14 protein-coding genes and 1 tRNA gene are annotated in these 11,636 nt (G+C 68.2%); 9 read left to right on the plus strand and 6 right to left on the minus strand.

The window, feature by feature from the left end:
- A complete protein-coding gene (locus ACIPVB_RS13960) occupies positions 1 to 483 on the minus strand; it encodes a MarR family winged helix-turn-helix transcriptional regulator (protein WP_400369650.1) in 483 nt (160 codons plus the stop codon).
- A 183-nt stretch (positions 484 to 666) separates the two neighbouring features.
- Between ACIPVB_RS13960 and ACIPVB_RS13965 the strand changes: the two genes are divergently transcribed.
- Both ACIPVB_RS13965 and ACIPVB_RS13970 read left to right on the plus strand, forming a co-directional pair.
- Complete coding sequence (locus ACIPVB_RS13965; protein WP_400369651.1) at positions 667 to 831, plus strand: hypothetical protein; 165 nt, start codon at positions 667 to 669, stop codon at positions 829 to 831.
- A 26-nt stretch (positions 832 to 857) separates the two neighbouring features.
- A complete protein-coding gene (locus ACIPVB_RS13970; RefSeq protein WP_400369652.1) occupies positions 858 to 1,199 on the plus strand; it encodes a hypothetical protein in 342 nt (113 codons plus the stop codon).
- Positions 1,200 to 1,366: 167 nt separating this feature from the next.
- Here ACIPVB_RS13970 and ACIPVB_RS13975 read toward each other — a convergent pair whose 3' ends face one another.
- Positions 1,367 to 2,911: a S1C family serine protease gene (locus tag ACIPVB_RS13975; protein ID WP_400369653.1), complete on the minus strand. Its 1,545-nt coding sequence runs from the start codon at positions 2,909 to 2,911 to the stop codon at positions 1,367 to 1,369.
- A 148-nt stretch (positions 2,912 to 3,059) separates the two neighbouring features.
- On the opposite strand from ACIPVB_RS13975, the gene ACIPVB_RS13980 reads away from it, so the two are divergent.
- The 3 genes from ACIPVB_RS13980 (at position 3,060) to ACIPVB_RS13990 (ending at position 5,057) form a co-directional block, all read left to right on the plus strand.
- Positions 3,060 to 4,265 (plus strand): aminotransferase class I/II-fold pyridoxal phosphate-dependent enzyme, encoded by a 1,206-nt coding sequence (locus ACIPVB_RS13980; protein ID WP_400369654.1) that lies wholly within the window; start codon positions 3,060 to 3,062, stop codon positions 4,263 to 4,265.
- 161 nt (positions 4,266 to 4,426) lie between these two features.
- Positions 4,427 to 4,717: a hypothetical protein gene (locus tag ACIPVB_RS13985; RefSeq protein WP_400369655.1), complete on the plus strand. Its 291-nt coding sequence runs from the start codon at positions 4,427 to 4,429 to the stop codon at positions 4,715 to 4,717.
- A 121-nt stretch (positions 4,718 to 4,838) separates the two neighbouring features.
- Positions 4,839 to 5,057, plus strand: a complete 219-nt coding sequence (locus ACIPVB_RS13990; RefSeq protein ID WP_400369657.1) for a hypothetical protein — start codon at positions 4,839 to 4,841, stop codon at positions 5,055 to 5,057.
- A gap of 39 nt (positions 5,058 to 5,096) precedes the next feature.
- On the opposite strand, the gene ACIPVB_RS13995 is transcribed toward ACIPVB_RS13990, so the two are convergent.
- On the minus strand, positions 5,097 to 5,903 hold the full coding sequence (locus ACIPVB_RS13995) for a carbon-nitrogen hydrolase family protein (protein WP_400369659.1): 807 nt from the start codon (positions 5,901 to 5,903) through the stop codon (positions 5,097 to 5,099).
- Between the two features lie 265 nt (positions 5,904 to 6,168).
- On the opposite strand from ACIPVB_RS13995, the gene ACIPVB_RS14000 reads away from it, so the two are divergent.
- The 4 genes from ACIPVB_RS14000 to ACIPVB_RS14015 all read left to right on the plus strand — a co-directional run bounded on the left by ACIPVB_RS14000 (position 6,169) and on the right by ACIPVB_RS14015 (position 9,263).
- Positions 6,169 to 6,242, plus strand: a tRNA-Met gene (locus ACIPVB_RS14000).
- Between the two features lie 146 nt (positions 6,243 to 6,388).
- Complete coding sequence (locus ACIPVB_RS14005; RefSeq protein ID WP_400369661.1) at positions 6,389 to 6,679, plus strand: hypothetical protein; 291 nt, start codon at positions 6,389 to 6,391, stop codon at positions 6,677 to 6,679.
- An 11-nt stretch (positions 6,680 to 6,690) separates the two neighbouring features.
- On the plus strand, positions 6,691 to 8,439 hold the full coding sequence (locus tag ACIPVB_RS14010) for an alpha/beta hydrolase (RefSeq protein WP_400369662.1): 1,749 nt from the start codon (positions 6,691 to 6,693) through the stop codon (positions 8,437 to 8,439).
- 530 nt (positions 8,440 to 8,969) lie between these two features.
- Positions 8,970 to 9,263 (plus strand): WXG100 family type VII secretion target, encoded by a 294-nt coding sequence (locus ACIPVB_RS14015; RefSeq protein WP_400369664.1) that lies wholly within the window; start codon positions 8,970 to 8,972, stop codon positions 9,261 to 9,263.
- 192 nt (positions 9,264 to 9,455) lie between these two features.
- Here ACIPVB_RS14015 and ACIPVB_RS14020 read toward each other — a convergent pair whose 3' ends face one another.
- The 3 genes from ACIPVB_RS14020 to ACIPVB_RS14030 form a co-directional block, all read right to left on the minus strand.
- Entirely contained in the window at positions 9,456 to 9,665 is a 210-nt protein-coding gene (locus ACIPVB_RS14020) for a hypothetical protein (RefSeq protein WP_400369666.1), read from the minus strand.
- A 165-nt stretch (positions 9,666 to 9,830) separates the two neighbouring features.
- Positions 9,831 to 10,733 (minus strand): carbohydrate ABC transporter permease, encoded by a 903-nt coding sequence (locus ACIPVB_RS14025; protein ID WP_400369668.1) that lies wholly within the window; start codon positions 10,731 to 10,733, stop codon positions 9,831 to 9,833.
- Positions 10,734 to 10,742: 9 nt separating this feature from the next.
- Positions 10,743 to 11,606 (minus strand): carbohydrate ABC transporter permease, encoded by an 864-nt coding sequence (locus ACIPVB_RS14030; RefSeq protein WP_400369669.1) that lies wholly within the window; start codon positions 11,604 to 11,606, stop codon positions 10,743 to 10,745.
- Positions 11,607 to 11,636: the final 30 nt, after the last annotated feature.

Consider the following 11,636-nt stretch of genomic DNA (forward strand, 5'->3'; position numbering starts at 1 on the left):
TCACGCGGCCGAGATGCCGTCCTCGGCGAGAGCGTCGATGCGCTCGACCTGCTCGTTCGCGGCCTTCGTCGTCTGCTGCAGGAAGTCGGCGAGATCGACCTCGATCTGCGAGTCGAGGCTCGTGATGATGCGGCGGCACGTCTCGTCGAAGCGGGCGAGCTGCGACCACGGCTCTTTCTCGAGGTCGACGGCGAGGTGGATGTGGTTGACGCGGCGGTCGTTCTGATCGAGCTCGCGTCGCAGGATCTCGCGGCGGACGAGGCGTTCGACCATGGTCGTAACCCCCGCGGACGTCACACCGAGGTGCACGGCGAGGGCGGACGGACGGATGCCGGGATGGGCGCCGACGTAGGCGAGGGCCTTCGCGTCGAGTTCGTTCACGCCGAGCTGCTTGCGCGCCTTCGCCGCCGCTTCGTCGCGAGACCGGCAGAACTCGATCAACGCCGTCATCAGGGGTGACGTCGAGTCGGGTTCCGTCTGCATCGGTCCGCTCCCCTTCTGTCGTCCGAACGAGCCCCACTATATCTAACGCGCTTAGGTTCTCGCGTTAGCGATCAGTTGGCGTGAATGTCAGCTTACCTGATCTCTAGTTTACTTAAATACCTGCTAGGCTATCGATCACCGAGGTTGACCATCCTCGGACGACACGAAGAAGGGAACGCCCCGATGACCGGCACCGTCCTCACCCCCACCGCACCGCTGCGGCACCGTTCCACCTTCATTCCGACCGCGGGCGCCGTCACCGGTTCACGCCTCGCGGCCGTCGTCGTCTGGGCGAGCGTCGCGGTCTGCGGCCTCAGCGCCGCTGTCGTCCTCCCCCTCGTCTTCTGACACACCCGCACCACCAGGAGTCCTCCATGGGCACGCTCTTCTACAGTTCCGACGCGCAGCCGATCTCGATCGACGACCGCCTTCTGCAGTACCTGCAGGTGGTTCTGTCGACGAAGCTCCGCCGCGGCGAATCCTTCACGATCACCTGGACCGACGAGGCCGCCGGTCACAAGCGCACCACCCTGTGGGTGCAGCCCTCGATCTCGATGCGCTTCCAGTACGGCGCGGTCGAATCCGAGCCGCTGTCGGGCGGATACCTGCGTCAGCTCGCCGACCAGGCGGCCATGTCGTCGGGTCTGCTGCTCAACGCCGCCACCTGGCAGCAGCACGAAGACGCACATCGCGTCCGGGTGCTCGCTGCCGCCTGACGCCCGCCGCGCCGAAACGCCGTTCCGAGATCTCGGAGCGGCGTTTTCGCGTTCGCGAGGACGCCCGCCGTCACCCCCGACACGACACCCGGTGCACGCCCCCACACACACGAGACGCCGCCCCGGCACGAAGCGGGGCGGCGTCTCGGCGCTGGGGAGCGGAGCGCTCAGCTGGTCGGCATCGAACCGAGGGTCACCTCGGCCGTCTGCTCCCGACCGCCCCGCAGATAGGTGAGCTCGGCCGTGGTGTTCGCGGCGAGCGCGCGCACCTGGGCGGTGAGGTCGATGGAGTTGGTGATCGGGATGCCGTTGAACTCGGTGATCACGTCACCCTCGCGCAGGCCCGCGGCTTGCGCGGCGCCGCCGCTGACGGCCTCGGCCACGTACGCACCGGTGGTGGTCGCGCCCTGCTGGGACGCGGCATCCTGAACCGAGGCACCCAGCAGACCGTGGGTGGCCGAGCCGTTCTCGATGATCTCGCTCGAGATGCGCTTGGCGATGTCGGAGGGGATCGAGAAGCCGACGCCGATGTTGCCCGACTGCCCGCCCGAGGACGATCCGCCGGCGCTCGCGATGGCGACGTTGATGCCGATGAGCTTGCCCTCGTCGTCGACGAGCGCGCCGCCGGAGTTTCCGGGGTTGATGGCGGCGTCGGTCTGGATGACGGCGATCTTGATGGTCTGGTTGGCCGTCTGCGACTGCTCGCCCTGACCGAAGTCGAAGCGGAACGGGCTCTCCTGGCCGGGCTCGGTCTGCTCCTGGTCGGAGCCGTCCGAGGGCGCGGCCGACGAGGCGACCTGGATGGACCGGTTCAGCGCGCTGACGATTCCGGTGGTGACGGTGTTCGGCAGGTCGAGGGGCGCGCCGACGGCGACGGTGTTGTCGCCGACGTTCAGCTGCGACGAGTCGCCGAACTCGATCGGGGTCAGGCCCGACGCGTCCTCGAGCTTGATGACGGCGAGGTCGTAGGTGGGGTCGGTGCCGACGACGGTCGCGGCGTACACCTTGCCGTCGCTGGTGGTGACCGAGATCCGGGCGGTGCCGGTCTGGCCGTCCAGGGTGACGACGTGGGTGTTGGTGAGGACGTAGCCGTCCGCGCTCAGGACGACGCCCGAACCGGTGCCACCGCCCTGCGAGCCGGTCGCGCTGATGGTGACGACGCTGGGCACGACCTTGCTGGCGACGGCGGCGGTGGCGTTGACGTCCTCGGGGTCGTTGACCGTGATCGCGGTGGGCCCCGAGACGGTCGAGGCGTCCGAGCCGCCCCACAGGCTCAGGCCGGCGTAGGTGCCGCCCAGGCCCGCGCCGCCGCCGACGAGGGCCGCGGCCACGAGCAGGGCCGCGATGCGCGGCGCCGAGCTCTTCTTGCGGGGCTTGTCGGCGGATGCCGTGTCGGGCAGCGTCAGCGTGGGGTGCGCGTTCGTGGCGCCGGGGCCGAAGGCCTGTCCGGTCGGTGCGTTCGCGCCCGAGGGGGCCGAGGCGTAGCCGGGGTGCTGCGGCGCGGAGCCCGGCGCGGGCGGGGGCCAGGCGGCGGCCGCCGCGGCCGGCGATCGCGTCGGCATGGGGGGCACGTCGCCCCGCGGGGCGGCGGGGGTGCCCTCGCCGAGGTGGGGGGCGTCGTGGCGCGGCGTCGTGGGGACGGCGCCGTTCGCCTCCGCCGAGGTGTGGCTGTGGTCGTTACCCTCGGGACGGTTGTCCGTGGTGTCGCTCATGGGATGCTCCTTCTTCCAGGCGCTTCTACGATGACCTCGGATCCTGTGGGCCACCTATGACGAGCGTGAGCCGCCTCTATGGGTCTAGCAGGTACACGCCCCACGGCATTCCCGCTTGCGCCGGCCGTGTGTGCGGCATCCTGGTGTCATGCAGCACATTTCCGGCGCGTGGCAGCGCACGGCCCGCGGTGCCGGACTCCTCTCCCCCGACGGCTCCGCGGTTCCGACGATCTTCGCCGAGATGAGCGCGCTCGCCTCGGCGAACGGTGCGCTCAACCTCGGGCAGGGATTCCCCGACCAGGACGGTCCGGCAGAGGTGATGGATGCCGCCCGCCGCGCGATCGCGGATGGCGTCAACCAGTACGCGCCGGGGCGCGGCTTCGCCGACCTGCTCGCCGCCGTCGCCGAGCACCAGCAGCGGTTCTACGGCATCGCCCTCGATCCCTCGCGCGAGGTCCTGGTCACCGTGGGGGCGACCGAGGCGCTCGCGGCGACCCTGCTGGCGCTGGTGGATTCCGCCGACGACGAGGTCGTCGTCTTCGAGCCGTACTACGACTCGTACGCGGCGTGCGTGGCCCTGTCGGGCGCGAAGCTCGTTCCGGTGCCGCTCGGCTGGCCCGACTTCCAGCCCGACCTCGAGCAGTTGGCATCCGCCGTCTCCGACCGCACGCGCGTGATCCTGGTCAACGATCCGCATAATCCGACGGGCACGGTGTTCTCGCGCGAGGTGCTCGACGAGGTCGTGCGCCTGGCGCACCGCCACGACGCGATCATCGTCACCGACGAGGTGTACGAGCACCTGGTGTTCGACGGCCCGCACGTGCCCGTCGCGACGCTGCCCGGGGCGGCCGAGCGCACGCTGTCGATCTCGTCGGCGGGCAAGACCTTCTCGCTCACGGGGTGGAAGACGGGGTGGGTCACCGGGCCGGCCGAGCTGGTGTCGGCGGTGCTCGCGGTCAAGCAGTTCCTCACCTACGTGGGCGCGTCGCCCTTCCAGCCGGCGATCGCGGTGGGGCTGCGGCTGCCCGACGAGTTCTTCGCGTCGGTGGCGTCCGACATGGCGGCCAAGGCGGCGCTGCTGGGCACGGGGCTGCGCGCGGCCGGTTTCGACGTCTCGACGCCGGGCGGGTCGTATTTCACGGTGGTGGATGCCGCCCCCCTCGGCGCCGCGGACGCCGACGCCTTCTGCCGCGAGCTGCCCGGTCGCGCCGGGGTGGTCGGCATCCCGCTCACCGCTTTCGTCTCGCCCGCTCATCGCGACCGGTACGCGACGCTCGTGCGGTTCGCCGCGTGCAAACGCGTGGAGGTGCTCGCCGACGCCGCGGAGCGCCTCGCCGGGATGTCGCGCGGCTGAGCGTCGGAGCATGACGGGTGATTCCCGTCGGCGCCAGCCATTGCGCTCGCAGTCCCTCGTCGCGCATGCTCCCGATGGCGGAGACCGTCGAAGCCACTCACCCGCACACCGCGGTGGCGGAGTCCGTCGCCGCCACCCACCCCGCACCCCGAGGAGCCCCCATGCCGGACGACTGGAGCGTCGAGATCTACGCACCACGCCAGACGCCGGGCGTCGCCCCGACCGGCGGTGAGATCGTCGAGGCGAGCGTCGACGCGTTGCGCGAGAGCTGGCACGACACGATCGAGAAACTGACCGCCGTGGTCGACGGCATCGACGATGACATCTCGACGTGGGGCGTGAACCAGGTCGAGGTGGGGCTGACGCTGAGCGCGAAGGGGCAATTGCTCTTCATCGCCCAGGCGGGCGCCGAAGCGACGGTGAAGATCACGCTCACCCGCCGGCAACCCTGACATCGCCCCACGGGGCATTCTTCTCCTCGCCGTTACCCGGGCGACGAAACACGAAATGTGGGCGTGGTACTTTTCGGCTGAACGCGGGATTCGCCCCCGCGTTCTGGGGGAAGTGGGGACGATGTCTCGTAAACACAACGCACTGCATTCGCGGCCCGCACGCGTGATGGAGCTGTACGGAAAAGATCTGCGCTGGGAGCGCGCCGAACCGCATCTGCGCCTGACCGACGAGACCATCGCGCGGCTGACGCACGAGGGGTACACGATGGCTCTCGTGCGCGTGGGGCTGTGGCGTACGCGCCGTGTGTCGCTGATCCGGCAGTCGCAGCGGCTGTCTTAGGTCGGCCGGCCCCCGGCATCCGTCAGTGGTCAGGGTTCGTCAGCGCGGGGTGACGCGGTAACGCCGCAACTCGAGCGCCGGGTTGACGCGCCGCGCGCGCGCGATCGCCTGCGGGTCGATGTGGGCCACCGCGACGTCGGTGGCCGTGCCCACCTGCGCCAGGATGACGCCCTGCGGGTCGACGATCATGGAGTGCCCGACCCCGAGGGGCGGCGTGTGGTCGGCCGCGACGACGAAGAACGTGTTCTCGATCGCCCGCGCCTGCAGCAGGGTGCGCCAGTGGTGCTCTTTGAGCGGTCCGCGCACCCACTCGGCCGGGACGAGGGCGACGTCGACGCCCGCGTCGGCGAGGGTCCGCGCCACCTCGGGAAAGCGCAGGTCGTAACACGTCATCAGACCGAACCGCAGTCCGTCGACCGTGAACGTCTGCGGGGGCGCGATCTCGCCGGGTTCCACCCAGTCCGACTCCCGCTGGCCGAAGGCGTCGTACAGGTGGAGCTTTCGATACACCGAGCGGATGCCGTCACCCCCGACCGCCACGACCGTGTTGCGCACGCGGTGGCCGTCGTCGGCCTTCTCGAGCACCCCCGCCACGATGGTGACGTCGAGCTCGGCGGCCAGGGCGGTGAGGGCTTGGACGAAGGGCCCGTCGAGGTCTTCGGCGTTCTGGGCGAGCGAGGCGTCGAACGGGTCGACGAAGTAGCTCGAGTACTCGGGGAAGACGATCACCCGCGCACCGCGGCTCACGGCGGTGCGCGTCGCCGCTTCGATGTCGGCGAGGTTCGACGCCCGTGAGGCGACCGGCGCGAACTGACCGATGGCGAGGCCGACGCTGTCGTGGTTCATCGCGCTGTCCCTCTCCCCCGGCGCCGGACGGACGCCGGGACCACGATCCACAGTACGAGGATGACCGCTCCCGCACGACTCCCGCGGTCGCGGCCGCACCCACATCGTCGATCACGTCGATAACCCACACCACGACTCCGATGAGCACCACCGACACGAGAATCGCCGAAAGCGATGCTCATCAGCACATTCTCGCGCGACACTCCCGGGCGGTATGCCCGGATTTGCCATGTCGTTCATCTCGGCGTAATGTTTTCTCTTGTGCCGCGGGGTGGAGCAGCTCGGTAGCTCGCTGGGCTCATAACCCAGAGGTCGTAGGTTCAAATCCTGCCCCCGCAACAAGAAGAAGGCCCCGGATCGCAAGATCCGGGGCCTTCTGCCTTTCCCGGATGCCGCTCCCCCGCGTCGAGGTTCACCCTCTCGGGCGCGCATTTCACCTGTGGACAACCCCCTCTCCGCGGGGTCCGCGGTCTTAGCTGGAACGCATGTCCACGTTCTCGGTCGATCCCGATGCCCTCACCAGCACGGCCGGCGTCGTGCGCAAGCTCGCCGACGTCGCAGCGGCCGAGACGCCGACGGAACGCCCGTCCGACGTCGGTCACGGCGGGCTGTCCGACGCGATCGGGCACTTCGCCTCGGCGACGGATGCCGCGTGGAGTGCTCGCGTCGACGACATGCGCCGCATCCCCGACGCCCTCCACGACAGCGCCGCGGCGTACGAGGACGCCGACGACGAGGCGGCGAGCGCTCTCCGGCGGTCGGACGGGGGCGTCTGATGATCGGTTCGATGTCGACGGATCCGGCCGTCCTCGTCCCGGGCTCCCCCGCATCCATCGACGCGGCGATACGGGGATGGAGGGCGCGGGCGGGCCGCGCCGACGACAACGGCGCCGCCCTCGCCAAGGTCGGCACTCCGGAGGGATGGAAAGGTTCCGCCCCCGCCGCCTTCGCTCGACACGTTCGCAAGGTCTCCGCGTCGTGGAAGCCCCTGCACGAGTCGCTGACGGTCGCCTCCGCCGCGCTGCAGGAGTACAACTCGACCCTCAGCTGGGCGCGAGACCAGGCGGGCATCGCCATCGACACCTGGCTCCAGGCGCTACAGGCCGACGCGTCGGCTCCGCTGCTGCCGACGACGCAGGCGGACGCGACCCGCGCCGAGACGTTGCGCGAGAAGGCGTGGTCGATTCTGCGGCACGCGCAGTCGCGTGTCGCCGAGGCCGGCGACCGCGCGGCGGGCATCATCCGAACGGCCGCGGCGCAACCGACCCTCTCCCCCGAAGGGTGGCAGCGCGTCGCCGAGAGGGTCTCAACTTCCGAGCAGGCGGCGACCTTGCTCGCCTCGCTGTCCGCGGCCGACATCGACGACGTCCTCGCGGCGCGCCCCGACCTCGTCGCCCTCCTGAAGCAACTGGATGCCGCGGCGGTCAACCGATGGTGGACGGGCCTTTCGGTCGCGGCACAGAACGCGCTGGTCGTGTCCGCATCAGAAGCGGTCGGAACCCTTGAGGGCATTCCCTTTGACGCGCGCGACAAATCAAATCGAAGGGCGCTGGCCCAGCGCCTGCGTGACGCTGAAGGAGAGATTGCGGATGCTGAAACTCCCCTGCCGCTCACGCCACCACCCACGGCCGTCGACATCGGGGAGCATCAGCGACGGCTGAAAGCTGCTCGTGAGGAGCTCGAAGCTCTCCGGGGAGTCCGCGACGGGCTCGAATCGGATGCCGATCGACCATCCCGACTCTTGGTCAGTCTGACGGTTGACCATCCGCCGCTTGCTGCTGTTGCGATCGGGAATCCTGACACGGCGGACAACGTCACGATTGCTGTCCCCGGCATGACTTCGGAGGCGGCGAACATGCGCGAGTGGGCTCAATCCTGCGAAAACCTGCACGACGAGCAAGTCACTATCGACCCCAGCAGGACGCACTCGGTGATTGCCTGGATCGGCTACCGAGCGCCGTCCTCTCCCGCATCGGGAGACTTCTCCGTCCTGGGGAATGAAGACGCGCTGAAGGGTGCAGATCGATTGAATCGGGCGCTGCTGGGGGTGGACGCAGTGAACTCGGGCGCGACGATGAACCTTCTTGGCCACAGCTACGGATCAACGACGTCGTCCATCGCGCTTGCGGGTGGTCCACTACGCGTAGATACCTTTGTCGCCATCGGCAGCGCGGGTTTTCCCTCCGAGATCGACCAGGCGAGCGACCTCAACGCCGACGCAGTGTTCGCGGGCCAAGCCACAGACGTGCCCCCTCTCATCGGCGCAAGCGGTGACGATTTGGCATGGATTGGTCGGATATCGCACCACCCTTCGAATCCGATGGACCCAGAGTTCGGCGCGCGACCGTTCGGCACAGGCGATGGCGGCGGAACCCTCGTTCCTGTTGGTAGCCACTCGACAAGCACCGCAGAGGGCGACGGCTACCTCGATAGGGGCACCGAATCTCTTGCCAACATCGCGCGCGCGACAACCGGACACGGAGAGCAAATTACGCCTCCGACATCGAGAAGGTGGATCGAAGATGACCCGTACTGAAGCACGTAAAGCATTGAGTGTGCTTTTGATCGCCGCCGTTCTTCTCTATGTACCTGGCTGCAGTTCCGCCGAGTCCCGAAGGAACGCAACAGAAGTCGAGGACCTCCTCGTCTCGACGATAGAGGACACGGCCCTTCTCGCGGCCTCGACGGATTGGGCTTCGAATAGCGGCCGCCCAGCACCAGGGCCATGTGGAAGCCCAGAGGTAAGCGATTTCGCCTGGTCGATCACAACCGACCGTGGAGAGGACCCGGCGTCCGACGCACGGCGAGTGTACGAGTACTGGAAGGGGCTCGGCATGAGAGCCAGCCTTGTCGAGAGTCCGATCCCGGCCGTCTATGCCCGGGGTGGAGGTGTTCAGACCGTCGCGTTTTCAACCGGGCCAGCTTTGTACTCGATATCAGGAACATCGCTCTGCGCCCCGGGCGACTCTGCCGAGTTGGAGAAACGACCGACCGTCTCGCCTTCTCCCCGCTTTGGGGGGCAGCCATGAACTGCGCACATCTGTTTCGGCTTGAGGAGCTGCGGCGATGACCATCACCTTCGACCCTGCCCGCCACGCACAACTGCTCTCAGCCCTCACCGACAGCGCCACCGCCATCGAGTCCCACCTCGCGGAGCTCGAGAAAGAATCTGATGCCCTCCGTGCACAGTGGAGCGGACAGGCACAGCGGGCGTACGAACGCCTGCACGCGCAATGGGCGTGGCAGATGCTCGACCGCCGCGCGACGCTGAAAGCGACCACCGAGGCCGCTCAGAAGACCGCAGAACTGCTCGACGAAGCCAATCGACGCGTTACCGCCATCTGGCGCAACCTCGCCTGACCCCGCCGGGCGCCCCCGCCGGCACCGGCCGCGCGATGAGGTGAGAACGCTCCGAGGACCTCTGCGCCGCGATCTCCCCGGCACCCACCCCGCACAGAAAGAAAGTCCCGGGCCTCTCGACCCGGGACTTTCCCATCCCCCCCACTGGCTCTCAGTACCGCCCTCGGTCCCCCGACCGAGCAGGCAAGACTGTTACAGATAACTGCGGTGGTGGCTCGAGGCCGCAGCAGGAGCCGCGACGACGAGAGCGGCGACCATCAGAAGAACTCCGGTGTCACCGTGGATGGTCAGCATGACGGCACCGGCCACCGCGAGGACGACCACAGCCGCCCACAACATGATCGTGACCAGGGGTGTCGCCCAGAGCGGCAACGCAGCCTGCTGCGTATAGTCGTTTCGCATTGCTCCTCGCCTTCGAGACGCGTAGGGAACTGCTCCGGAATGTCGGTCTGTTGCTTCTTCGTCACCCCGGCTGGAACGGATGGGGTGCCGATGCAGAAACCATACGCCACACGTCCCCCTTTTGGGGGACATTGTGTCGAGAAACCCCGTTTGATAGGACTGCGGCTAACGGATGCCGCTGCGCGCGAAGCCCTGGACGAAATACCGCTGGAACAACAGGAACAGCAGCACCATCGGCACGACCGAGATCAGGGCCAGCGCCATGCTGGCGCTGTAATCGGGCGTCGACTGCCCCTTCAGGTAGAGCAGACCGATCGGCAGCGTGAACAGGGCCGGGTCTTTCAGCGCGATGAGCGGCCACGCGAAGTCGTTCCAGCTACCGAGCAGGGTCAGCAGTGTCAGGACGGCGATGAGCGGCTTGCTGAGCGGCAGGACGATCTGCAGGAACGTCCGCAGGTGACTAGCCCCGTCCATTCGCGCGGCCTCGATCAGCTCCTCCGGAATGCTCAAGAAGAACTGCCGCGCCAGGAACAGCCCGAAGGCGGCCGCCGCCCCGGGCAGAATGACCGACCAATACGTCCCCGTCAGCTGCAATCCGGTCACGAGCCGGAATTGCGCGACCATGATCGCCTGCACAGGGATCATCAGCGTCGCCAGCGCCAGGATGAACAGGATGCCGCGGCCCGCGAACCGGATCCGCGCGAAGGCGTACCCCGCGAGCAGGTTCACGATGACGGTCAGCGCCGTGACGAAGGCGCCGATGACGAGCGAGTTCGTGAACCACTCCGCGATCGGGAACCGCGCGAACAGCGACGCGAAGTTCTCGGTGCTGAACGTGCTCGGCCAGAACTGCACCCCGCCGGGGCGGAACACCTCACCGCGCGGCGAGAACGCGATGACGACCATCCAGTACAGCGGAAAGAAGATCACCGCCGACGCCACGACGGCCAGGGCGATACGGATGCCGAGCCCCAGCGCCGATCCATCGCGCCGACGACGGCGGCGGGAGGGCGTTCTCTGCGGCGGTTCCCCGAGGGGAGCGATCTGCGTGAGGGTGGATGAAGTCACGGTCGTCCCCTACTCGACGGTGTCGCGCGAGCGACTCGTGCGCCATTGGATGTACGTGAATACGAGGGTGATGAGCAGGATGACGACGCCCAGCGCGGCGCCGTATCCCTGCTCGCGGATCTGGAAGCCGTTGCGGTACGCGTAGGTGCCCAGAACCGAGGTCGAGAACCCGGGCCCGCCCCCGGTCATGACGAAGACGATGTCGAACACCTGGAACGACGCGATGACGTTCATGATCAGCAAGAAGAACGTCGACGGTCCGACCAGCGGCGCCGTGATGCTGCGGAACAGCTGCCACCGCCCCGCTCCGTCCAGACGCGCAGCTTCGTACAGCTCCGGCGACACGCTCTGCAGGCCGGCGAGGTAGATCACCATGTTGAATCCGATCCGCAGCCAGATCGCCGTCACCATCACCGATACGAACGCCGCCGTGCCGTCGGACTGCCACGCGATCGGGGCCGCACCGACCGAGGTCAGTGCTTTGTTGATGATTCCGGAGCCCTCGCTGAAGATGGTGACCGCGATCATTCCGGATGCCACTCCCGAAATGACCAGCGGCAGCACGATGATCGTGCGGAAGACGCCTTTTGCGGGCAGCACCGAGTTGAGCAGCACCGCGAGCGCCAGGCCGCCGAGAAGCTCGATTGGGACGGTGATGGCGGTGAAGAGCAGGGTGTTGCCCAGGCTCTGCCAGAACACGGGGTCGCCCACCATGCGGGTGTAGTTGGCCAGGCCCACCCATTCGGGGTCGCCGAACCCGCGCGAACTGGTGAACGACAGCTGCACCGCGAGAACGATGGGCACGAACAGGAACAGCCCCATCAGCAGCATGTTCGGCGCGATGAACCCGTATCCGGTCAGCGCTTCTTGCACGCGCGCCCGCCGCGGCCGCCGTGTCGGGGC

The sequence above is a fragment of the Microbacterium sp. NPDC090007 genome (assembly GCF_044748345.1).
In the GTDB taxonomy this organism is placed as follows: domain Bacteria; phylum Actinomycetota; class Actinomycetes; order Actinomycetales; family Microbacteriaceae; genus Microbacterium.